Source organism: Aeromicrobium yanjiei (genome assembly GCF_009649075.1).
Lineage (GTDB): Bacteria > Actinomycetota > Actinomycetes > Propionibacteriales > Nocardioidaceae > Aeromicrobium > Aeromicrobium yanjiei.
The window spans coordinates 3,146,615-3,169,155 of the sequence record NZ_CP045737.1 but is presented as its reverse complement, the minus strand read 5'-3'; the positions used below and the strand labels follow the sequence as shown (position 1 = coordinate 3,169,155).

The 22,541-nt window shown below is 70.7% G+C and carries 22 protein-coding genes and 1 tRNA gene; 21 read left to right on the top strand and 2 right to left on the bottom strand.

Annotation, left to right across the window (positions count from 1 at the left end; genetic code table 11):
- The first annotated feature begins 121 nt into the window (after positions 1–121).
- Genes GEV26_RS15605 through GEV26_RS15560 form a run of 10 tightly spaced genes read left to right on the top strand, consistent with a single transcriptional unit; the run spans position 122 to position 8,395 of the window.
- Positions 122–490 (top strand): NADH-quinone oxidoreductase subunit A, encoded by a 369-nt coding sequence (locus tag GEV26_RS15605; RefSeq protein WP_153654493.1) that lies wholly within the window; start codon positions 122–124, stop codon positions 488–490.
- Positions 478–1,053, top strand: a complete 576-nt coding sequence (locus GEV26_RS15600) for an NADH-quinone oxidoreductase subunit B (protein WP_328596552.1) — start codon at positions 478–480, stop codon at positions 1,051–1,053. Before GEV26_RS15605 ends, GEV26_RS15600 begins: the two co-directional genes overlap by 13 nt.
- Complete coding sequence (locus GEV26_RS15595) at positions 1,050–1,574, top strand: NADH-quinone oxidoreductase subunit C (RefSeq protein ID WP_153654492.1); 525 nt, start codon at positions 1,050–1,052, stop codon at positions 1,572–1,574. The genes GEV26_RS15600 and GEV26_RS15595 overlap by 4 nt, the downstream gene beginning before the upstream one ends.
- A complete protein-coding gene (locus GEV26_RS15590; protein WP_153654491.1) occupies positions 1,571–2,539 on the top strand; it encodes a complex I subunit 1/NuoH family protein in 969 nt (322 codons plus the stop codon). The genes GEV26_RS15595 and GEV26_RS15590 overlap by 4 nt, the downstream gene beginning before the upstream one ends.
- Positions 2,536–3,060 (top strand): NuoI/complex I 23 kDa subunit family protein, encoded by a 525-nt coding sequence (locus tag GEV26_RS15585; RefSeq protein WP_153654490.1) that lies wholly within the window; start codon positions 2,536–2,538, stop codon positions 3,058–3,060. The genes GEV26_RS15590 and GEV26_RS15585 overlap by 4 nt, the downstream gene beginning before the upstream one ends.
- Positions 3,057–3,557, top strand: coding sequence for an NADH-quinone oxidoreductase subunit J family protein (locus tag GEV26_RS15580; protein WP_153654489.1), 501 nt, complete (start codon positions 3,057–3,059; stop codon positions 3,555–3,557). The genes GEV26_RS15585 and GEV26_RS15580 overlap by 4 nt, the downstream gene beginning before the upstream one ends.
- Entirely contained in the window at positions 3,557–3,853 is a 297-nt protein-coding gene (gene nuoK / locus GEV26_RS15575; protein ID WP_153654488.1) for an NADH-quinone oxidoreductase subunit NuoK, read from the top strand. The genes GEV26_RS15580 and nuoK overlap by 1 nt, the downstream gene beginning before the upstream one ends.
- Complete coding sequence (locus GEV26_RS15570; protein ID WP_153654487.1) at positions 3,850–5,571, top strand: NADH-quinone oxidoreductase subunit 5 family protein; 1,722 nt, start codon at positions 3,850–3,852, stop codon at positions 5,569–5,571. Before nuoK ends, GEV26_RS15570 begins: the two co-directional genes overlap by 4 nt.
- Positions 5,568–6,995 carry a complex I subunit 4 family protein gene (locus GEV26_RS15565; protein ID WP_153654486.1) on the top strand — a complete coding sequence of 476 codons (1,428 nt, stop codon included), beginning with the start codon at positions 5,568–5,570 and terminating at the stop codon, positions 6,993–6,995. Before GEV26_RS15570 ends, GEV26_RS15565 begins: the two co-directional genes overlap by 4 nt.
- Entirely contained in the window at positions 6,992–8,395 is a 1,404-nt protein-coding gene (locus GEV26_RS15560; protein ID WP_153654485.1) for an NADH-quinone oxidoreductase subunit N, read from the top strand. Before GEV26_RS15565 ends, GEV26_RS15560 begins: the two co-directional genes overlap by 4 nt.
- Positions 8,396–8,539: 144 nt before the next feature.
- On the opposite strand, the gene GEV26_RS15555 is transcribed toward GEV26_RS15560, so the two are convergent.
- Positions 8,540–9,031: a YajQ family cyclic di-GMP-binding protein gene (locus GEV26_RS15555; protein WP_153654484.1), complete on the bottom strand. Its 492-nt coding sequence runs from the start codon at positions 9,029–9,031 to the stop codon at positions 8,540–8,542.
- Positions 9,032–9,124: 93 nt separating this feature from the next.
- Here GEV26_RS15555 and GEV26_RS15550 point away from each other — a divergent pair.
- The 10 genes from GEV26_RS15550 to GEV26_RS15505 all read left to right on the top strand — a co-directional run bounded on the left by GEV26_RS15550 (position 9,125) and on the right by GEV26_RS15505 (position 18,900).
- Positions 9,125–9,206, top strand: a tRNA-Tyr gene (locus tag GEV26_RS15550).
- Positions 9,207–9,426: 220 nt separating this feature from the next.
- Positions 9,427–10,692: an ABC transporter substrate-binding protein gene (locus GEV26_RS15545; protein WP_153654483.1), complete on the top strand. Its 1,266-nt coding sequence runs from the start codon at positions 9,427–9,429 to the stop codon at positions 10,690–10,692.
- Positions 10,689–11,450 carry an ABC transporter ATP-binding protein gene (locus tag GEV26_RS15540; RefSeq protein ID WP_243838781.1) on the top strand — a complete coding sequence of 254 codons (762 nt, stop codon included), beginning with the start codon at positions 10,689–10,691 and terminating at the stop codon, positions 11,448–11,450. The genes GEV26_RS15545 and GEV26_RS15540 overlap by 4 nt, the downstream gene beginning before the upstream one ends.
- Entirely contained in the window at positions 11,447–12,157 is a 711-nt protein-coding gene (locus GEV26_RS15535; protein WP_194839890.1) for an ABC transporter ATP-binding protein, read from the top strand. Before GEV26_RS15540 ends, GEV26_RS15535 begins: the two co-directional genes overlap by 4 nt.
- Positions 12,157–13,026: a branched-chain amino acid ABC transporter permease gene (locus GEV26_RS15530; RefSeq protein ID WP_153654482.1), complete on the top strand. Its 870-nt coding sequence runs from the start codon at positions 12,157–12,159 to the stop codon at positions 13,024–13,026. The genes GEV26_RS15535 and GEV26_RS15530 overlap by 1 nt, the downstream gene beginning before the upstream one ends.
- Complete coding sequence (locus GEV26_RS15525) at positions 13,023–14,057, top strand: branched-chain amino acid ABC transporter permease (protein ID WP_153654481.1); 1,035 nt, start codon at positions 13,023–13,025, stop codon at positions 14,055–14,057. The genes GEV26_RS15530 and GEV26_RS15525 overlap by 4 nt, the downstream gene beginning before the upstream one ends.
- Before the next feature lie 9 nt (positions 14,058–14,066).
- Complete coding sequence (locus tag GEV26_RS15520; RefSeq protein ID WP_153654480.1) at positions 14,067–15,035, top strand: helix-turn-helix domain-containing protein; 969 nt, start codon at positions 14,067–14,069, stop codon at positions 15,033–15,035.
- A gap of 117 nt (positions 15,036–15,152) precedes the next feature.
- Positions 15,153–16,949, top strand: coding sequence for an FAD-dependent oxidoreductase (locus GEV26_RS15515; RefSeq protein WP_153654479.1), 1,797 nt, complete (start codon positions 15,153–15,155; stop codon positions 16,947–16,949).
- A gap of 2 nt (positions 16,950–16,951) precedes the next feature.
- Positions 16,952–18,007, top strand: coding sequence for a maleylacetate reductase (locus GEV26_RS15510; RefSeq protein WP_153654478.1), 1,056 nt, complete (start codon positions 16,952–16,954; stop codon positions 18,005–18,007).
- Positions 18,004–18,900: a dioxygenase family protein gene (locus GEV26_RS15505; RefSeq protein ID WP_153654477.1), complete on the top strand. Its 897-nt coding sequence runs from the start codon at positions 18,004–18,006 to the stop codon at positions 18,898–18,900. The genes GEV26_RS15510 and GEV26_RS15505 overlap by 4 nt, the downstream gene beginning before the upstream one ends.
- Here the strand turns inward: GEV26_RS15505 and GEV26_RS15500 are convergent.
- The gene (locus tag GEV26_RS15500; protein ID WP_153654476.1) at positions 18,897–19,268 is read right to left on the bottom strand and encodes a nuclear transport factor 2 family protein; all 372 of its coding nucleotides are present in this window, start codon (positions 19,266–19,268) and stop codon (positions 18,897–18,899) included. The genes GEV26_RS15505 and GEV26_RS15500 overlap by 4 nt on opposite strands.
- Before the next feature lie 120 nt (positions 19,269–19,388).
- On the opposite strand from GEV26_RS15500, the gene GEV26_RS15495 reads away from it, so the two are divergent.
- Positions 19,389–22,517: a SpoIIE family protein phosphatase gene (locus GEV26_RS15495; RefSeq protein ID WP_153654475.1), complete on the top strand. Its 3,129-nt coding sequence runs from the start codon at positions 19,389–19,391 to the stop codon at positions 22,515–22,517.
- Positions 22,518–22,541 lie beyond the last annotated feature (24 nt).

Here is a 22,541-nt window from a genome sequence, read left to right as displayed (position 1 = left end):
AGATGTGGCGGATCGGGCCCTCCAGATCTCACGGTGCGTGAGGTTTGGGGGGCTCGAACCGCCACATCTTGGACGTGTGGGGCTCCGCAGCCGGGGGGCGCCACGGGCCTAGAGTGGGGGCATGCGCGCCTACCTGGACGACTACGCCGCCGTCGGCGCGATCATCCTCGTCGGCGTCCTGCTGGCGACCGCGATGCTCGGGGTCAACCGGCTCATGCGGCCGCAGGTCGCGTCGCGCGCCAAGACCACGACGTACGAGTCGGGTGTCGACCCCGTGGGCGAGGGCTGGGCCCAGTCCACGGTCCGCTACTACGTCTATGCGTTCCTCTACGTGATCTTCGCGGTCGACGCGGTCTTCTTGTTCCCGTGGGCCGTCGTGCTGGACGACATCGGTCGCGCGGCCGCCGCCGAGATGGGCATCTTCATCGGCATCCTCGTCGTGGGCCTCGCGTACGCCTGGCGCAAGGGGGTGCTGTCGTGGACCCCGTGAGCCTCCCGATGCCGACCGTCGCGCCGCAGAGCCTCGGCATCGGCTCGCAGATGGCCCCCAAGCCGGCCCGCTACCTGCTCAACTGGGGTCGCAAGTACTCCCTGTGGGTCTTCAACTTCGGTCTCGCGTGCTGCGCGATCGAGTTCATCGCGGCCTCGATGTCGCGCCACGACTTCATCAGGCTCGGGGTCATCCCGTTCGCGCCCGGCCCGCGCCAGGCCGACCTCATGGTCGTGTCGGGCACCGTCACCGACAAGATGGCGCCGGCCATCAAGCGTCTGTACGACCAGATGCCCGAGCCCAAGTACGTCATCAGCTTCGGCTCGTGCGCCAACTCCGGCGGCCCCTACTGGGACTCCTACTCGGTGACCAAGGGCGTCGACCAGATCATCCCCGTCGACGTGTACGTCCCGGGGTGCCCGCCGCGTCCCGAGGCGCTGCTCAACGGCATCGTCACGCTGCAGGACAAGATCGCGGGCGAGGACCTCTCGCAGCGCTACACCCGCTCGGCGACGTCCCTGCTGAGTCCGCGCGTCCCGGCGCCGCCGGTGGACGATCAGTGACGATCGAGGACAACGCCTTCGGCCCCCCGCACCGGGTGGTGGAGCGCGGCGGCTGGCACGACGCCGTCGCGGGGCTCAAGCGGGACGGCCACACGTACTTCGACTGGCTCTCGGCGGTCGACGAGCACCCCGAGGGGTTCCGCCTCGTCGTGCACCTGGCCCGGCCCCACCCCCTGGACCACGTGCTCCTGGTGACCTACCTGGATCGCGACGACCCGGTCGTCGACTCGGTCGCGGACGTGTTCGCCGGCGCCTCGTGGCACGAGCGCGAGACCCACGAGATGTTCGGCATCACCTTCTTGACCGCCGACTCCGAGCCGACCAGCACCGAGCCACTGCTGCTGCCCGACGGCTTCGAGGGGCATCCGCTCCGCAAGGAGTTCGTGCTCGCCTCGCGCGTCGCCAAGCCGTGGCCGGGCGGCAAGGAGCCCGGTGAGAGCGATGCCGACTCCACGCACTCGCCGAGCCGCCGACGGGTCAAGCCCCCCGGCGTGCCCGATCCGGGGGAGTGGGGACCATGAGCGAGCTGCTCGACACCCTCCTGCGCTGCCTGCTGGTCCTGGTCGCGTTCCTGACCCTCCCGCTGCTGGTGGGCCAGATGGAGCACAAGACCATGGCGCACATGCAGAGCCGGGTCGGACCGATGGCCGCGGGTGGTTTCCACGGCTGGGCCCAGCTCGTCGCCGACGGCATCAAGTTCGTCCAGAAGGAGAGCATCACCCCGGTCGCGGCCGACCGCCGCGTGTTCGAGCTCGCCCCTGTGGTCGCGCTCGTGCCGTACCTCGTCGCAATGCTCGCGATCCCGCTCGGACCGTTCTTCGGCCAGGGCAACCTGATCGGCCAGGACCTCGACCTCGGGCTGTTCTTCGTCCTCGCCGCGATGAGCGTCGGCGTGCTCGGCACCCTGATGGGCGGGCTCGGCAGCGGCAACAAGTACTCCTACATCGGTGGCATGCGGGTCGCGGCGCAGCTCATGTCGTACGAGCTGCCGATGGTCCTGACCGCCGCGAGCGTCGCGATGGCCGCCGGCACCCTGTCGCTGGTCGGCATCGCGGACGCCTGGGAGCCGTGGTGGCTGCTCGTGCAGCTGCCCGGCCTCGTCGTCTTCTTCGTCGCCGGACTGGCCGAGCTGCAGCGGCCGCCGTTCGACGCGCCGCTGGCCGATGCCGAGCTCGTCATGGGACCGCTCACCGAGTACGGCGGCATGCGGTTCGCGATGTTCCTGCTCGCGGAGTACGCCGGCATCGTGGTGCTGGCCGCCCTGACGACCGTGCTGTTCCTCGGCGGCTGGGCCGGGCCCTGGTCCGACCAGCTCGGCTGGGTGTGGTCGCTGCTCAAGATCGCGCTCGTCTCGTTCCTGGTCATCTGGGCCCGCGTCGCGTACCCGCGCCTCCGCGAGGACCAGGTCAATGCGCTGGCCTGGAAGGTGCTGGTGCCGGTTGCCCTCGCCCAGCTGCTGATCACGACGCTGGTGGTGATCGCATGACCCGCCGGACCTGGGGCCGCGGCCTGCTGAAGGGGCTCGCCGTGACGTGGCGCAATCTCACGCACCGCAGCGTCACGGCGCACTACCCGGACGTCGAGCCCGAGCTGCCGCCGCGCAGCCGGGGCGTGATCGCGCTGCAGGAGGAGAACTGCACGTCGTGCATGCTCTGCGCCCGTGAGTGCCCCTCGTGGTGCATCACGATCGACTCGCACAAGGAGATCATCCCGGCGACCACCGAGGGCGGGCGCGACCGCAGCCAGAACGTCCTCGACCGCTTCGACATCGACTACTCGATCTGCATGTACTGCTCGATCTGCGTCGAGGTCTGTCCGTTCGACGCGCTCCACTGGTCGCCGGAGTTCGCGTACGCCGAGGGCGACCTCAAGGACCTCACGCACGACATGAACCGGCTGCGTACGTGGATGGACTCCGTCCCGCCGCCGCAGCCCCTCGACCCGGGCGCCGAGCAGGGCAAGGAGCTCGACACGTACCGCGCCTCGCTGCCGCAGGAGGACGCATGAGCCTCACCGAGATCGTCTTCCTCGTGCTGGCCGTCGTCGCGGTCGGCTCCGCGCTGCTGTCGATGACCAGCGGCCAGCTGGTCCACGCGGCTCTGTGGCTGGTCGTGACGCTCGGCGCAGTCGCCGGCTGCTTCGTGCTGATGACGGCCGAGTTCGTCGCGTGGGTGCAGGTGCTCGTGTACGTCGGCTCGGTCGTCGTGCTGGTGATCTTCGCCCTTATGCTGACCCGCCAGCCGAGCGGCGCGCGCTCCGCGGAGGTGACCGGCAACCGCTGGATCGCTGCCCTCGTGGGCCTGGCCGCTGCGGTCGGGCTGGGGGCCACGATGGTCGTGGGGTTCCGCGGCGAGCAGATCGAGGGACGCCGGATCGGCACCGCCGGATCGATCGGCGACGCCCTGTTCAACGACTGGGTGCTGCCGTTCGAGATCCTCAGCGGGGTGCTGCTGGCCGCGCTGGTCGGCGCGATCGTCCTCTCCCGGTCAGGATCCGATCGCTGATGCCGCTGCTCTATCCGCTGGTGCTGGCGGCCGCCCTCTTCGGGATCGGCGTGTACGGGGTGCTGGCCCGCCGCAACGCGGTCATGATGCTGCTCGGGGTCGAGCTCATGCTCAATGCCGTCAACCTCAACCTGGTGGCCTTCGACGCGTGGTTCGCCGACGCCCTGCACTCGGGGCAGGTGCTGACCCTCTTCACGATCACGATCGCGGCCGCCGAGATCGGCCTCGGGCTCGCGATCGTGCTCGCCCTGTTCCGCGCCCTGCGGACGGTCGACGTCGACGAGGTGGGCCGATGAGCCGCGTCGCCGGGCGCCACTGGGCGTACGTCGCGCTGACCGCGGCGCTCGCGATCGCCGCAGCCATCTGGGCGATCCCGCACCTGTACGAGACCGCGTGGTTCGCCTACTACGACGGGGAGCCGGGGGGCACCCGACCGCCGTTCCCCTCGCTGTCGCCCGATCTCTTCCTCCTGCCCGCCTCGGCGCAGCTCGTGCTGCTCGCGGTCGGCGTCGGCCTGCTCGTGCAGATCTACTCGACGGCCTACCTCGGGCACCACCCGCGCTACCGGTCGTACGCGCTGGTCATCGTGCTGTTCCTCGTCGCGATGATCGCGGTGGTCGGCACGACCAACCTGTGGGTGCTGCTCGTCGGCTGGGAGGTCATGGGGCTGTGCTCCTATCTGCTGATCGGTCACGAGTGGCAGACCGCGGAGGCCCGCGCCGGAGCCGCGAAGGCGTTCCTGATGACCCGCGTCGCCGATCTCGGCCTGGTGCTCGCGATCCTGGTGATCGGCGAGACCTACGGGACGTACGACCTGATCGGCGTCGAGATCGCCGCCGGCCAGAGCCCGCAGCACGCGACCGCGATCGGCCTGCTGGTCCTCGTCGCGGTCATCGGCAAGTCTGCGCAGTTCCCGCTGCACACCTGGCTGCCCGACGCGATGCCCGGCCCGACACCCATCACGGCGCTGATCCACGCCGCGACGATGGTGGCGGCGGGCGTCTACCTCGCGGCACGGCTGTTCTTCCTCTACGCCGAGTCGACCGTCGTCGTGACCGCGATGGCCGTCGTCGCCGGCATCACGATGCTGCTGGGCGCGGTCCTGGCGCTCGTGCAGACCGATCTGAAGCGGGCGCTCGCGTGGTCGACCGTCAGCCAGCTCGCCCTGATGCTCGGGGCGATCGCGGCGGCCGACCCTGACGCCGGCCTCAGCCACCTGATCTCGCACGGAGTCTTCAAGGCCCTGCTGTTCCTCGGCTGCGGCTGCCTCATGCACGCGGTCGGCTCGAGCGCGCTGAGCGCGATGGGCGGCCTGCGGGCGTCGATGCCGGTCACCTTCTGGTCGACGACCGTGGGGTTCACGGCCCTCGCGGGTCTCGTCCCCACGGCAGGCTTCTTCACCAAGGACTCGGTGCTCCACTCGATCGAGCAGGCGACCGACCACGACGGTGGCCTCGCGTCCGGCACGGCGTACGCGCTGCTGGCCGCCGCGCTCGTGACTGTCTTCCTCACCGCGGCGTACGCCACGCGGTTGTGGCTGAAGGCGTTCTTCGGTCCCGCTCCCGACGGCCACGCGGGCCACGAGGCGCCATCGGCGATGACCGGCCCGCTGGTCGTATTGGCCGTTGCGACGTTCGCGCTATCGATCGGCCAGCCGTTCCATCTCGGGACGGGCCTGCTGACCACCGCGCTCGCTGCCGCGGGCGTCGGCACGATCGTGCTGCTGTGGCGCAGGGGCGCGTCCGTCGACCTCGAGATCGGCCCGCTGACCGCCGAGCTCGGCCTCGACCGGCCCTTGTCGCGCTGGCTGCCCGCGGTCGTGCGGGGGGTCTCCCGCACGGTCGTCGACCTCGACCAGGAGGCTGTCGACGCGTACCCCCGCGCGGGGGCGGGGCTGGCCGAACGCGCATCCCACGTGCTCGGCCTCGCCCAGTCCCGCAACGTGCAGCGCTATGCGACGCTCGTCGCTGCGGGCGTGCTGGTGCTCGTGGTCGTCGGGGTGGTCCTGACATGATCGTCGTCGCTCTTCTCGTGCCCGCCGTCGTCGGGCTGGTGCTCCTGATCGGCCGGGCCAGGTTCTCAGGTCCGGTGGCCGCATGGACCGGAGCGGCGGCGATGACCGTCTCGCTCGTCCTGTACGCGCTCGTGTGGGAGGGCCGCGACGTCGTCTCCGGCGAGGTCGACGAGCCGTGGATCGAGCCGGTCGGTGCCCGGCTGCACCTGGGGGTCACCGCCGTCTCGTGGCCGTTCCTGCTGATGACCGCGGCGATCGGCCTGTTGTGCTGCCTGTGGCTGGTCGCGCGGGACGCCGCGCCGGCGCTGGTCGGGCTCGTGCTCGTCATCAGCGCCTCGTCCCTCGGCGTGTTCAGCTCGCTCGACCTGCTGCTGTTCTTCGTGTTCTTCGAGCTCGCGCTCATCCCCATGTGGTTCGTCATCGCCTGGTGGGGCGACGAGGCCGCGGGGGCCAGGACGGCTGCGACCCGGTTCCTGCTCTTCACGGTCTCCGGCTCCGGGCTGCTGCTGGTGGGCATCGTGGCCATCGGCCTCGACGGCGGGTCGCTGCAGGTCGACGACGCGGCCTCGGGGTCGCTGGCGGCCGCAGTCCTGGTGACGCTCGGGTTCGCGGTCAAGACCCCGGTCGTCCCGCTGCACACCTGGCTGCCTGGGGCCCACAGCGCGGCCCCGACGGTCGGCTCCGTGCTGCTCGCGGCGGTCTTCCTCAAGCTCGGCACGTACGGGCTGATCCTGTTCAGCCCCCTGCTCCTGCGCTTCGACGACGTCGCCCCCTACCTCGCGATCGCGGGCGCGCTGGGCATCGTGTGGTCCGCGCTCGCCTGCTACGCGCAGGACGACCTCAAGCGCCTCATCGCGTACTCGAGCATCGGGCACATGGGCTTCGTGGTCATCGCGATCTCGACGCAGAGCCAGGTGGGCCTCGCGGCGGCCGTCTTCGGCTCCGTCGCGCACGGTGTCGTGACGGGGCTGCTGTTCTTCACGGCCGGATCGCTCAAGGACCGCTTCGGCTCGGCCTCGATGGCCGCGATCGGCCGCGGGCTCTACGCGCGTACGCCCTGGCTCGCGGTCACCTTCGTCCTGGCCGCGGTCGCGAGCCTGGGACTGCCGGGGCTCGCGGGCTTCTGGGGCGAGCTGCTGTCGCTGCGCGCGGCGTACGAGATCGGGGACGTGCTCACCCGGCCGGTCGCCTGGACCGCGCTGGGCCTGGCGCTGCTCGGCATCGCGCTGACGACCGCGTACTTCACGCGGGCGATCAGGTTGCTGGCCCAGGGGGAGCCCGTGCCCCACGACGGCGACCGCGACCTGGATCGCCGTGAGGTGGCCGTGCTCGGCACGCTCGTCGTCGCCGCGGTCGTCCTCGGCCTGTGGCCGGGGCCGCTCCTTGACCTGTTCGAGCCCTTCACGAGGTCCTTCGCCCGATGAACATTCCTGTCGACTGGCATCTCGTCGCCCCTGCCGTGCTCGTCATGGCCGGCGCCCTCGTGGCGCTGCTGGTCGACGCGTTCTTCCCCCGCCGCACCTGGAACGGCCCGGAGCTGCCGGCCGCGGCCGCCCTCGTGGGCGCCGGCGTGCTCGCGCACGCGTACCGCGACGACCTGGGCAGCTACACGTTCGCGCTGACGGCGATCGTGCTGGTCGGGACGCTGTTCGTCGTGGTCGCGGCCAACATCATGAACTTCGAGACCGCGATGCCGCCGGGGGAGTTCCACTTCCTGCTGATGAGTGCCGCCGCGGGCGGCGTGCTGATGGTGTCCGCGCGCGACCTGGTGACGCTGGTGGTCGCGCTGGAGCTGCTCTCCCTGCCGTCGATCGCCCTGGTCGGTCTGCGCCAGGGCGACCGGGTCGCGATCCGGTCGGCGTGGACGTTCTTCCTCGCGTCGGTCGTCTCCACCGCGATCACCCTCATGGGCATCTCGCTGCTCTACGGGGTGACCGGGTCGATGGACTACGACGAGATCCGCGACGCGCTGGCCCGGCCCGAGGTGCCCGAGGGCGTCGTCGCGGTGGCGGTCGTGCTGACCCTGGTCGGCCTGCTGTTCAAGCTCGGTGCGGTGCCGTTCCACGCGTGGGTCCCCGATGCGTACGCGGGGGCCTCGGTCATGGTCGCGGGCTTCCTCTCGACGGTCTCGAAGGCCGCCGCGCTGGGTGCGCTGCTGATCCTGGTCAACGTCGCGCTCCCGCACGCGTACGCGTCGTGGCAGCCGGTGCTCGCGGTGGTCGCGGCCGCCACGATGACGATCGGCAACCTCGGGGCCCTGCGGCAGGACGATGCGATCGGCCTGCTCGCCTGGTCGTCGATCGCGCAGGCCGGCTTCCTCATCGCCCCGTCCGTCGCGGTGCTGTCGCGCGAGGGCCTGACGGCTCCGGTGCAGTACCTCGCGGTCTACGCCCTGGCCAACCTGGTGGCGTTCGCGGCGCTCTCGGTCGTGCTGCGGCTGCGGGGGAGCACGAGCCTCGACGAGCTGAGGGGCATGGCCCGCACCGATCCGTGGATGGGCATACCGCTGGTCGTCGCGGCGCTCGTGCTGGCCGGCTTCCCGCCCGCCGTGATCGGCCTGGTGACCAAGTACGTCGTGATCCGGCCGGTCGTCGAGTCCGACCACGTCTGGCTCGCGGTCGTGATGGGCCTCAACGTGATGCTGGGCCTCGCGTACTACCTGCGCCTCGTGGTGCGGCTGTGCGACCGACCGGTGGGCGAGGCGTACGTCAGCCCGTCCCCACCGGTGTCGGTGCGCGTCGCCAAGTCCACGGTGCTGATCGGCACGGCCGCGCTCCTGGCCCTCAGCGCCTGGCCCGACCTCCTGCTCCGCCACCTCCCCTGAGCCTCCGGCGGACCAACGATGAGGGTTTGCGGCAGCTCCTGCTGCCCGAAACCCTCACCCTCCGTCCCGGCGGCGACGAACGATGAGGGTTTCCGGTAGCCGCAGCTACCGGAAACCCTCATCTTGCGTCCGCCCCGGGGCCGGTCAGCGGTAGTTGGTGAACTGGACGGCGAAGTCCAGGTCGGCGCCCTTGAGGAGCTGCTGGACCTCCTGCAGGTCGTCGCGCTTCTTGCTCGTGACCCGCAGCTCGTCGCCCTGGATCTGCACCTTGACGCCCTTGGGGCCCTCGTCGCGGATGAGCTTGGAGACCTTCTTGGCCTGCTCCTGGCTGATCCCCTCGCCGAACGTGCAGTTGATCTTCACGTCCTTGCCGGACTGGCGGGGCTCGCCCTCCTCCAGCGACTTGAGCGAGATGCCGCGCTTGATCAGCTTGTCCTTGAACACGTCGAGCACCGCGAGGGCGCGCTCGTCGGCGTTCGCGGTGATCTCGACGCCCCACTCGCCGCTCCACTTGATCTCGGCGCCGGTGTTCTTGAAGTCGTAGCGGGTCTGGATCTCCTTGACCGCCTGGTTCAGCGCGTTGTCGGCCTCCTGACGGTCGATCTTGCTCACGATGTCGAAGGATGAGTCGGCCATGAAGGGGTGCTCCTGAAGCGTTGCGGTGGGTCTGATTTCTCTCAGACTAAACGCCTGCGATAGTGTTGCTTGTCGTTGCCCCGGCAACACCCCGGCAGGTTGCCCGAGTGGCCAAAGGGATCTGACTGTAAATCAGACGGCTCAGCCTACGCAGGTTCGAACCCTGCACCTGCCACGGGAGATCAGGCCCTGACCAGCACACACTGCTGGTCAGGGCCTGAGTCGTCTCCGCCGCCCGAACCCGCCCTGACGGGCCGCCAAAACGGCCATCCGTTCGCAGATGTGCCCGGAATCGTGCGCAATCCGCCACGGGCCATGACGCACGTCACAGACTGTGAGCCGCAGAGGCTCTGCACGTCGTCGACGATCACGGCACACGGTTTCAGGAGGGTTCCATGAGAATCTCACGCACGCTCGTCCCGGCGGCAGCGGCCGTCATGGCGGTCTCGCTCTCGGCCTGCTCGGGCTCGGTGGGCGGAGGGGACGCCGAGAGCGACAAGACGTTGAAGATCGGCTTCGTGTCGACCACGACGGGGGCCTCGGCGCCGTTCGGTGAGGCGAACACCTTCGTGGTCGACGAGATGAAGTCGTACTTCAAGGAGAACCCGCTGAAGGTCGGCGGCGACACGTACGACGTCGAGATCGTCGTGCGCGACGCGCAGAGCGACTCCACGCGTGCCGGCGAGGTCGCCTCGCAGCTCATCAACAGCGACGACGTCGACGTCGTGATCGCCTCCTCGACCCCCGACATCGTGAACCCGGTGTCCGAGCAGTGCGAGGCCAACTCGGTGCCCTGCATCACGACCGTCGCGCCCTGGCAGCCCTTCGCGATCCGCAGCGGGGACAAGCCGGCCGACCTGAAGTACAGCTATCACTTCTTCTGGGGCCTGGAGGACGTCGCGGCCGTCTACTCCGACATCTGGAGCCAGGTCGACAACAACGGCAAGGCCGGCGGCATGTTCCCCAACGATCCGGACGGTCAGGCCTGGGGCGCGAACTTCCCGGCGCTCACCAAGGACTCCGGCGTCACGATCAAGGACCCCGGCAACTACGCGAACGGCACGAAGGACTTCTCGGCCCAGATCTCCGCGTTCAAGGGCAGCGACATCCTGCTCGGCGTCCCGATCCCGCCGGACTTCACGACGTTCTGGAAGCAGGCCAAGCAGCAGGGCTACGAGCCGAAGGTCGCGACCATCGGCAAGGCGCTGCTGTTCCCGTCCTCGGTCGAGGCGCTCGGCGACATCGCGACGAACCTGTCCAGCGAGGTCTGGTGGACCCCGACCGCGCCGTACAAGAGCTCGCTGACCGGCCAGAGCGCCAAGGAGCTCGCGGACGCGTACGAGAAGAAGACCGGACAGCAGTGGACCCAGCCCCTCGGCTTCGCCCACGCACTGTTCGAGGTGACCGCAGCCGCGGTGAAGGAGGCCGGCTCGACCGACTCCGACGCGATCATCGGGGCCATGAAGTCCCTGTCGGTGCCGACCGTCGTCGGTGAGGTCACCTGGGGCAAGGACTCGGGCATCCCGCCGTACGTCGCCAAGACGCCGCTCGCGGGCGGCCAGTGGCGGCCGGGCACGGATCACCCGTACGACCTGGTGGTCGTGTCCAACAAGCTCGCCCCCGAGGTCCCGCTGGGCGGCAAGGCCGAGCCGCTCCCGTGAGCACCTCCGCGGGGACCGCTCCGCTCATGAGGGCCGAGGGCCTGGCCAAGAGGTTCGGTCGGGTCACGACCGCCAACAGCGTCTCCTTCCACGTCAGCGCGGGGGAGGTGCTGGGGGTGGTCGGCCCGAACGGTGCGGGCAAGTCCACGCTCCTCGACCTCGTGAACGGCGGTCAGCGCCCGGACGCCGGGAGCATCATCCTCGACGGGCACGACGTGACCTCGCTGGACGCGGCGGCGCGCGGCCGGCGCGGCATCGCCCGCACGCACCAGATCCCGCGTCCCTTCGGCGGGCTGACCGTGTTCGAGAACGTGCTGGTCGGCGCCACCTTCGCGGGCCAGAGCCGGCGCGGTGCCGCGTACGAGCGCGCCCACGAGGCCATCGCGACCGCAGGCCTGGCGCACGTCGAGAACGTCCAGGCGGGGAGTCTTCGGCTCCTGGACCGCAAACGGCTCGAGCTGGCCCGTGCCCTCGCGACCTCGCCCCGGCTGCTGCTGCTCGACGAGATCGCGGGCGGCCTGACCGACCGCGAGCTCCCCGAGCTGATCGAGGTCATCGCCCGGCTGCGCGACTCCGGCATGGCGATCATCTGGATCGAGCACATCGTGCACGCGCTCCTGCAGGTGGTGGACCGGCTCATGTGCCTGGCCATGGGGGATGTCGTCGCGACCGGCGACCCGCACGCCGTGATGCGCAGCCCGGAGGTGACCGAGGTGTACCTCGGCAGCATCCCCGAGCCGGAGGACGAGACCCGATGACCGCGCTGCTCGACCTGGAGTCGGTGGACGTCCACTACGGCGACTTCCAGGCGATCCACGGCATCTCCCTGACCCTGGACGAGGGCGAGACGCTGGCCATGATGGGCGCCAACGGAGCGGGGAAGTCGACGCTCCTGAAGGCGGTGTCCGGACTGCTCGGCGCATCGGCAGGAGCCGTCCGCTTCGGCGGGCACGACCTGGCCGGCACGGCGCCCCACGAGCGGGTCGCCGCGGGGATCTCCCTCGTCCCGGAGGGCCGCCGCATCTTCAAGTCGCTCACCGTGGAGGAGAACCTGCAGGTCGGCGGCTACAGCCGGCGACCCGGCCCCTGGAACCTCACCTCGGTGTTCGAGGCGTTCCCGCTGCTCGCGGAGCGCCGGGGCCGCATCGGCACCCACCTGTCCGGCGGGGAGCAGCAGGCCACCGCGATCGGCCGTGCCCTCATGGCGAATCCGCGCCTGCTGCTGCTCGACGAGGTGTCCCTCGGCCTGGCGCCCGTCGTCGTCAAGGACATCTACCAGGCCCTGCCGGTCATCAGCTCACGCGGCACGACGGTCCTGCTCGTCGAGCAGGACGTCTCGCAGGCGCTCGCCGTCGCGGATCACGTCCAGTGCCTCCTCGAGGGGCGGACGGTGCTCGAGGCTCCGGCCGCCACGGTCACCCGCGACGACGTGGCAGCGGCCTACTTCGGTCTGGAGGCCCGCTGATGGACTGGATCAACGCCCTCGTCCAGGGGCTCCTGCTCGGCGGGCAGTACACCCTGCTCGCGTGCGGCCTGTCGCTCATCTTCGGCGTCATGCGCATCGTCAACCTGGCGCACGGGGCCCTGGCGGTCGCCGCGGCGTACGTCGTGCTGTTCCTGGTGGACAGCCTCGGCGTCCCGCTCGTCCTGGCCCTCGTGCTGGCCGTGGCCGTCGCGGCCGGTGTCGGGTACGCGCTGCAGCGCGGGCTGCTCAACGCTGCCCTGTCCCGCGGCGAGCTCGCGCCCCTGCTCGTGACGTTCGGCCTGGCCGTCATCATCGTCAACGTCCTGCAGGAGACCGCCAGCGCCAACTCCCGCAGCATCGGCATCGGGGACCTCGGCACCGCGAGCATCCGAATCGTCTCGGGGCTGTCCATCGGTGTCTTCTCGTTGCTGACCCTCGTCGTCGCAGTCGTGGTGATCACCGGGATCCAGCTGTTCCTCGCCAGGACGCGCGTCGGGCGGGCCATGCGGGCGACGAGTGACGACCGAGAGGCCGCCCAGCTCATGGGCATCGACGACCGTCACCTGTACGCCCTCGCCACGGCCATCGCGGTCGGCAGCGTCGCCCTCGCCGGGGCGTTCATCGGGATGAGCACCCAGTTCACGCCGGGCTACGGCGACCTGGTGCTGATCTTCGCCTTCGAGGCCGTGATCATCGGCGGGCTCGGCTCGCTCTGGGGCACCCTGCTCGGCGGCCTGGTGCTGGGGGTCGCGCAGACCGTCGGCGCCCAGATCGACCCCGCGTACGGCGTGCTGGTGGGACACCTCGTCTTCCTCGCCGTGCTCGCCTTCCGACCCAGTGGACTGATGCCGAAGATGGTGACCGCATGACCACGACCGCGCCGACACCGACCCACGACGCCGCTGCTCCGCACGTGGATCGCGGCGGACGACGTGCGCTCCTCGGCCTGGCCGGCCTGGCGATCGGGGTGCTGTTCCTGGCCCTCTGGGTGCCCTACAACGTCTCCCTGGGTGCCCTGTCCGACCTGGTGGGCCTGTTCGTCCTGATCATCATGGCGACCACGTGGAACCTGCTGGCCGGCTACGGCGGACTCGTCTCCATCGGCCAGCAGGCCTTCGTCGGTGCGGGCGGCTACGGGGTCGTCTACGTGGCCGACCAGCTCGGCGTCCCGCTGCTCGCGGCGGTGCTGCTGGCCGGTGTCGTGTGCGCGGCCCTGGCGCTGCCCACGTCGTTCCTCGTGTTTCGGCTGGTCGGCGGATACTTCGCGATCGGCACATGGGTCGTGGCCGAGGTGTTCAAGCTCGTGACGACCCAGATCGACGCTCTCGGCGGCGGCTCGGGGCTGTCGCTCGAGGCGTTCAGGGGGGTGGACCGGACCGACCGGGTCGCGACGGTCTACTGGCTCGGCCTGACCCTCGCGGTGCTGGTGGTCGTCGGGACGTACCTGCTCATGAGGTCGCGCATGGGCCTGGCGCTGCTGGCGATCCGGGACGACCCCACCGCCGCGGCGAGCCTGGGCGTCTCGGTGCGTCGGTCGCAGCGGATCGTCTACGTCCTGTCGTCCGCAGGTGCGGGGCTCGCGGGGGCGCTCATCGCGATCAACACGTTGCGGGTGGCCCCGGACTCGATCTACTCGGTCAACTACAGCGCGTTCATGATCTTCATCGTCGTGATCGGCGGGATCGGGACGATCGAGGGACCCATCATCGGGGCGGTCATCTTCTTCGTCCTGCAGCAGCAGCTGGCCCAGCAGGGCACGTGGTACCTGGTCGCACTCGGGGTCGTGGCGATCGTGATCGTCCTGGCCGCTCCGCGGGGCGTCTGGAGCCTGATCTCGCGGGGCCGGTTCTCGCTCTTTCCGGTGGCATTTCAGGTACGCCGTGGCCGGTCGGTCGAGTAGTCTCCCGATATGACGCACGTCACAGCGGGCCCGATCGAGTTCTCGACGGTGGGCCTGCCCGACCAGGAGCGGATCGAGCTGTGGGAGGACCACAACGCCGACGCCCTGATCGGGCTGCGGTGCCGCACGCTCGAGGCGTCCCAGCTCGAGGCGACCGAGACCAACGTCCAGCTGGACTCGATCGGGCTGGCTCGCGTGGTGGGCACGTCGCACGTCGTGGAGCGCGACGCCGACCTCATCCGTCGCCGTCCCTCCGACTCCGTGGTCATGTACTTCAGCCTCGTGGGTGAGGCGTTCTTCTACTCCGAGGACGGGGTGCGCACCGTGCGGCCCGGCCAGCTGCTCCTGTGCGACGCCGACAAGGCGTTCATGCGGGGCTTTTCCCGGGGTCTGGAAGAGCTGGTCATCAAGATGCCGCGCTCGATCTTCGACGAGGTGGCGGGCGCGAGGTCGTTGACCGATCCGATGGTCTTCGACTTCGGCAAGCGCGGCAACGCCCACGCGGCCGCGCTCGCGCGCCACGTCAATCGGGCGACCCGCCCCCACAACCTGGTGCCGCCCGACGAGCAGACGATCCTGGAGCTGGTCTCCGTGCTGGCCTCCGGGGCCCGGGACGACCTGAACACCGCCCACCGGGCCGCGGCCAAGGCGTTCATCGAGGGACGGATCGCGGATCCGACCCTGTCGGCGACGAGGGTCGCCGACGCGATCGGCATCAGCGCCCGGCACCTGTCGCGCGTGTTCGCCGCCGACGGCATCAGCGTGCCGCGCTACATCCTGGCGCGGCGCCTGGACGTCGCCAGGGCCCTGCTGGAGAAGCCCGCCGCAGCCTCCATGACGATCGCCGAGATCGCTCATCACTGCGGTTTCGCCTCGGCGACGCACTTCTCCAACGCCTTCGTGCTCCGCTTCTCCGAGCGCGCCTCCGACGTCCGCCGCGACGCCACGGCAGCGCGCGCGGCCTCCGGCCCTTCCTGATTCCGCCACTAGTTCAGGTTTGCGACGTGATCGGGCCGACACCCGCGCCGGCCGCATGTGACGCAGGACACTGATCGGGACGCCCGCGAGCAGCGAGCACGACGAGAGGTGACCCGGATGCCCGTGTTCGACGACGGTCAGCAGATGACCGCCCTGCCCGATTCGTCCGTGATCGAGACCGATGTGCTCATCGTCGGCTCGGGGCCCGCCGGGTCGTCGGCCGCGCTGTTCCTGTCGACCCTCGGCATCCCCAACATCATGATCACGAAGTACCGCTGGACGGCCAACACCCCGCGGGCGCACATCACGAACCAGCGCGCGATGGAGATCTTCCGGGACATGGACATCGACGACCAGGTGCTCGCGGACGCGACCGAGCACGGACTGGTGGGCGACACCGTCTTCTGCACGTCCATCGCGGGCGAGGAGATCGGGCGCATCCGGACGTGGGGGACGGGAGCGGACCGCGAGGCCGACTACCAGCTCGCGTCGCCGTGCCTGACGGTCGACATCCCGCAGACGTACCTCGAGCCGATCCTGGTCAAGAACGCGACGATGCGCGGCACCCAGACGCAGTTCTCCACCGAGTACGTGTCGCACGTGCAGGACGCCGACGGGGTGGACGTGTCGGTCGTCGATCGGCTGACCGGCCACGCGTACACGATCCGGGCGAAGTACCTGATCGGCGCGGACGGCGCCCGGTCGAAGGTCGCCGCCGACATCGACCTGCCGCTCGTCGGCTCGATGGACATCGCGGGGTCCATGAACATCACCTTCAAGGCCGACATCGCCGAGCTCGTGGGCCACCGCCCCTCGGTGCTGTACTGGGTCATCCAGCCCGGGTCGAACGTCGGTGGCATCGGCGCAGGTCTGGTCCGCATGGTGCGCCCGTGGAACGAGTGGCTGATCGTGTGGGGCTTCGACATCACCCAGGAGCCGCCGGTCGTCGACGAGGCGGCCGCGATCCAGATCGTCCGCAACCTCCTCGGCATGCCCGAGCTGGACGTCGAGATCACCGGAACGTCCTTGTGGGGCAACAACGAGGTCTACGCGACGCACCTGCAGGAGGGGCGGGTCTTCTGCGCGGGCGACGCGATCCACCGTCACCCGCCGAGCAACGGGCTGGGCTCGAACACGTCGATCCAGGACTCCTACAACCTCGCCTGGAAGATCGCCGCGGTGCTCCGGGGGCAGGCCGGGTCGGCCCTCCTCGACACGTACTCGACCGAGCGGGCACCGGTCGCGGAGCGGATCGTCAAGCGGGCCAACCAGTCCGGTCGCGAGTTCGCGGACCTGTTCGTGGCCCTCGGCGTCACGGACGCCAGGACCGAGCAGGAGATGGTCGAGCAGATCGAGGAGCGCAAGGCCAACACCCCCGAGGGTGCGGCGAAGCGCGCGGCCCTCGTCAAGGCCATGGCGATCAAGAACTACGAGTTCAACGCGCACGGCGTCGAGCTGGGACAGTTCTACACCTCGTCCGCGATCATGTCGGACGGCTCCACGCTGCCCGAGCCGGAGCGCGACCCGGACCTGTACTACCAGGTCTCCACGGTCCCCGGCTCCCACCTTCCGCATGCGTGGGTCGGCGACCACCGGCACAAGATCGCGATGATGGACCTCGCGCCGTACGACCGGTTCACGCTGGTGACCGGTGTGGCCGGATCGGCCTGGGAGCCCGCGCTGGAGGCGGTCGGTCGCGAGCTGGGGCTGCCCGTCAGGACTGTCGTGATCGGTCCCGGGCAGGAGGTCACGGACCTGTACTTCGACTGGTCGCGGCTGCGCGAGGTCGAGGAGAGCGGTGCGCTCCTGGTGCGCCCCGACAAGCACATCTGCTGGCGGTCCACCGAGCTCGCGGACGATCCGGAGGGTGTGCTGCGCGAGGCGTTCACCGCGATCCTCTCGCGCGAGGCGTGAGCATGCGGTTCGACCACGAGACGCTGGGCCAACGGGTCCGATTCGCGTCCGGCGGTGCTCGCGAGAGCCTCGCCGCCGAGGTGGGGCTGATCGGCGCGGAACGCGTCATGGTCGTCGCCGGTGCGGACGAGCGCGAGCTGGCCGAGACGATCACCGCCGACCTGCCCGTCGTCGTGCAGCACGACGAGGTCGTGATGCACGTGCCGACCGACGTCGCGGACCGCGCGAGGCAGGTCGCGGCAGAGCACCGCGCCGACCTGCTGGTGAGCGTCGGCGGGGGCTCGACCACGGGCTTGGCCAAGGCGGTCGCCCTCACGTCGGGGATCCCGATCGTCGCGGTCCCCACCACGTACGCCGGCTCGGAGGCCACCAACGTCTGGGGCATGACCGAGTCGTCGAGGAAGACGACCGGCGTGGACGACCGGGTGCTGCCGCGGACGGTCGTCTACGACGCCTCCCTGATGCTGTCGCTCCCGGCGGACATGAGCATCGCCTCAGGCCTGAACGCCCTCGCGCACTGCATCGACTCGATGTGGGCGCCCCGGGCCGATCCGATCAACGCCGCCCTCGCGGTGGAGGGGATCCGCGCCCTCGACGAGGGGCTCCCCGCGATCCAGGCCGATCCCCGCAGCATCGACGGGCGCGAGCAGGCGCTCTACGGCGCGTACCTGTCGGCCGTCGCCTTCGCCTCGGCCGGATCGGGCCTGCACCACAAGATCTGCCACGTCCTGGGCGGCATGTTCGACCTCCCGCACGCCCAGACCCACGCCGTCGTGCTCCCGCACGTGCTCGCCTTCAACGCCCCTGCGGCCCCGCGCGCCGCAGCACGGATCGCCACCTCGTTCGGCAGCGACAACGCCGTCGCCGGGCTGGCCGCGCTGCGTGAACGCGTCGATGCGCCCCGAGCGCTGCGCGACTACGGGATGCCGGAGGCGGGCATCGACCAGGCCGCCCGCGCCGTGGTCGAGGCCGCGCCCGCGGACAATCCCACCCCCGTCACCGTCGAGAACGTCACCGCGCTGCTGCACGCAGCGTGGGAAGGAGCAGAGCCGCGATGACCACAGAGATGCAGGTGTCCGACGAGCAGCGTCACCGCGAGGAGGAGCTGGTCCGGCTGGTCCTCGCGTCCTTCGACGGGACGCCCGAGCCGCGGTTGAAAGAGCTGATGCAGGGGGTCGTGCGGCACCTGCACGCGTTCCTGCGGGACGTCAGGCTGACGGAGCGGGAGTGGCTGCAGGCCATCGAGTTCCTCACCGCAGTCGGGCACATCACCGACGATCGCCGGCAGGAGTTCATCCTGCTGTCGGACACGCTCGGCGCGTCGATGCAGACCATCGCGATCAACAACGAGGCGTACGGCGACGCGACCGAGGCCACGGTCTTCGGCCCCTTCTTCGTCGAGGACTCACCGCACGTCGAGCTCGGCGGGGACATCGCCGGCAGTGCGTCCGGCCAGCCCTGCTGGGTCGAGGGGACGGTCACCGACATCGACGGCCGGCCGATCGCCGGCGCGCGGATCGAGGTCTGGGAGGCCGACGAGGACGGGTTCTACGACGTCCAGTACACCGACGACCGGGTCGCGGGACGTGCGCACCTGTTCAGCGACGACGACGGATCCTTCCGGTTCTGGGCGGTGACCCCGACGCCGTACCCGATCCCGCACGACGGGCCGGTGGGGGCGATGCTCGCCGCGACCGGGCGCTCCCCGATGAGGGCCTCGCACCTGCACTTCATGGTGGGCGCCGAGGGCTGCCGGACGTTGGTGACGCACATCTTCGTGCGCGGTGACGAGCTGCTCGCGAGCGACAGCGTGTTCGGCGTGAAGGACTCGCTGGTCAAGGACTTCGTCGAGCAGCCGGCCGGGACCCCCACGCCGGACGGGCGTGAGCTCGGCGACGCGTCCTGGTCGCGAGTGGCCTTCGACATCGTCCTGGCACCCGCGGAGGTCTAGGCAGGTGTGGACTGATGGGTCGCGAGCAGCCAGGCGTCGTCCCGTCGGACCCAGGCCGAGACGATGACGTTGTCGAGGCTGATCTCCCGGTCGCCTGCCCGCAGGTCGGCGGCCATGGTGCCGCGGACGAGGACGAGGTCCGGCGTGACGATCATGCTCTCGATCGAGCTGTCGACCCGGTGGTAGTCGTAGTAGCCGCCGCGCAGCTTCTCGAGATAGGAGTCGCGCGTGTCGATGATGCCGCTGGAGTGGACGTAGCGCAGCTCCGCGTCGCACAGCGCCGCGAAGTCCTCCCACTCCTCGGCGACGATCAGGTCGAACCGGCGGCGCTCGAGGTCGCGGACAGTGGTCTCCGTGGGGGACGTCATGGGCCGAGCCTACGGCCCCGACAGGAGCCTGGACCGCCGCGCGACCCGGCTCGACGTTAGGATTCGCAGTACTTGGGCCGCCTGTGTCGCTCCGGGCACGAGCACTGAGAGGGGAGCGCCATGTGGGCCGAGGACGTGACGTCCGTGGCGAGGCCGGGACGCGACGCACGGGCGCGAGAGGATCTCGTCCGCCAGCTGGCTGCCGCGGCGCGTGACCAGGCTGCACTGGACCAGATCGCCGCCCTCGCGGCACGCCTGCTGGGCGCTCCGTCGGCGCACGTCTCGCTGATCTCCCACGTGCAGACGGTCGTGGGCGCCGTGGGCGCCTCGCTGGAGTCGATCGGTGTCGAGACCCCGGCGGACGACTCGATGTGCACCCTCACCGCCGGGACCGGAGCGGCGCTCATGATCGGCGACGCGGCGAACGACGAGCGGGTGCGTGACCTGTCGGCCGTCCGTTCCGGCGAGATCGGCTCCTATCTCGGTGTGCCGCTCGTGGTGCGGGGCGAGAGCGTCGGAGCGCTGTGCGTCTACGGCCCGGGTACGCGCACCTGGTCCGAGCAGGACCTGCAGGTGCTCGAACAGCTCGCGACCTCGGCGGTGACCGAGCTGCACCTCGCGGTGCTCGCCGAGGAGCACGAGGACGAGCGGCTCGTGTGGCAGCTGGCGGTCGACGCGGCCGGTGTGGGCGCGTTCGACTGGAGCCTGACCACGGGCGAGCTGCGCTGGGACGAGCAGCTCATGGACCTGTTCGGCATCGACGAGACGACCTTCGGCCGCGACATCGAGTCGTTCAACGAGCTGGTCCACCCGGACGACCGTGACCGGGTGGCGGAGGCGCTCTCGACCGCGATCACGACCTGCGGCACGTACGTCGCGGAGTATCGGATCGTGCGCTCGGACGACACCGTCCGCTGGGTGGCCGCACGGGGCCGGGCCCTCGCAGGGCCCGACGGCGTGGCCGTCCGTCTGGTGGGTGCTGCGTACGACACGACAGCGGTCCAGGAGGGCGAGGCGCGGGTCGCCCGGCTGCTCGAGGCCATGCCGATGGCGTTCTTCCAGCTCGACCCGAGCTGGCGCTTCACGTTCCTCAACTCCGAGGCCAACCGGCTCCTCGGTGACATCGGCTCCCCGATCCTCGGCGGCGTGATCTGGGACCTGTTCCCCGATGCGGTCGGCAGCGACTTCGAGGCCAGCTACCGCGGCGCGGTCGAGACCGGCGAGCCGGTCGAGTTCGAGGCGTACTACCCGCCGCCGCTCGACCGCTGGTACGAGGTGCGGGGCTGGCCTGCGCCCGACGGGCTCGCCGTCTACTTCGTCGACGTGACCGAGCGCCGGCGCGCCCAGGAACGGGCCGAGAGCGCCGTCGAACGAGCCAAGCTGCTCTCGAGCATCACCGACTTCCTGACCGGGACCCGCGACCAGGAGCTCGCGTTCGCGCACCTCGCGGAGGTCGTGGTCGGGCCGTGGGCCGACTGGAGCACCGTCACGCTCGTCGACTACTCGACGCCGCAGTCCAGGACCCGCACGGCACCCCCCGGCGACCGGGAGGCCTGGCGGCGGGGGCTCCGCGACGTCGCCGGCTGGCACGCCGACCCGGACGCCCGCCGGCTCGTGGAGCGCTATCTCGAGGTGCGTCTCCCGGCACTGGGCGACGACTCCTTCCTCGCCCGGGCGGTCCGCGACAACCGCGCCGTCGTGGTGGACCAGGACGCGACCGCGGCGGTGGCCGCGGTCCTTGCCCCCGGAGAGGCCCGCGATCTCTACCTCCAGCTGGCCCCCTCCTCGGTGCTGGTGCTGCCGCTGCGGGGCCGCGAGCGCACGATCGGCCTGCTGGCCGTCTTCAAGGACGAGGGCAGCTTCAGCCCCGAGGACATCGCCGATCTCGTGGACGTCGCCGGCCGCGCCGGGGTGGCGCTGGACAACGTGCGCCTGTACGCCGAGCAGCGTGACCTGGCGGAAGGGCTGCAGCGCAGCCTCATGACGGCCCCGCCCGAGCCCGACCACCTGCACGTGTCGGTCCGGTACGAGCCGTCGGCGGAGGTCGCGCAGGTCGGTGGCGACTGGTACGACGCCTTCTTGCAGACCGGCGGTGCCACCAACATCGTGATCGGGGACGTGGTGGGGCACGACACCGCGGCGGCCGCCGCCATGGGTCAGCTCCGCAGCCTCCTGCGGGGAGTGGCCGTGACGACCGGCGCGGGACCGGCCGAGGTGCTGCGCCGCGTCGACGAAGCGGTGCAGACCCTGCAGATCGAGACCATGGCGACAGCGGTCGTGGCGCGGTTCGAGCAGACCTCCGAGGAGCGTCAGGCCGGCGTGACGAGGCTGCGCTGGTCCAACGCGGGGCACCCGCCGCCGCTCGTCGCGGTGCACCCCGAGGCGCCCGAGACACCCGAGACGAGCGAGGGCGACCTCACGAGCAGCCCGGCCGACGTGACGGTCACCGCGCTCTGGCCCGAGCGGGCCGATCTGCTCCTCGGCCTGGTGCCCGAGACGTCACGCACCGAGGCGGTCGTCGAGCTCCCTCGAGGGTGCACGGTCCTGCTCTACACCGACGGCCTCGTCGAGCGGCGCGGCCAGGGGCTCGACGAGGGCGTGGCCGAGCTCCAGGCCGTTCTGGCCGAGCTCGTCGCGGCAGGTCTGGAGCAGGAGGAGCTGTGCGACGAGCTCCTCGCCCGGATGCTCCCGGAGCAGCCCGAGGACGACGTCGCCCTCGTGGCCGTCCGGCTGCACCCCCAGGACCGGCCCCGCCCCGAGCAGGCCGGCCCGGTCCGGCTGCCCGAGGGCGTCCCGACCGAGGAGACCTGCCGCGTGCCCGCACCGCACCGGCACGCGAGCGACGACCCGTGCACGAGCCTGAGCCTGCCGTTCGACCCCAGCAGTGCCCGCGTCGCACGCCACCAGATGGTGGAGGAGCTCGAACGGCTCGGATTCCGTCCCGGCTTCGTCCTGGACGCCGAGCTCGTGCTGGGCGAGCTCGCCGCCAACGGCATCGAGCACGGACGCCCCAGCTCGGCCGGCACGCTCGACGTCTCGTGGTGCATCGCGGACGACGTGCTGCGCATCAGCGTCTGCGACGGCGGCAAGTCCGCCGAGCTGCAGGCGCTCGAGCTGACGCGCGCGGGTCTGCGGGGCCGAGGGCTGGCCATCGTCGACCAGCTGTGCGACGCCTGGACGGTCGATGACCAGCAGGGCCTGCGCGTGACGGCCGAGCTGCACCACTTCGCGGACCTCGACGGCGCCTGAGGTGCAGCCGAAGGGGGGCTGGAG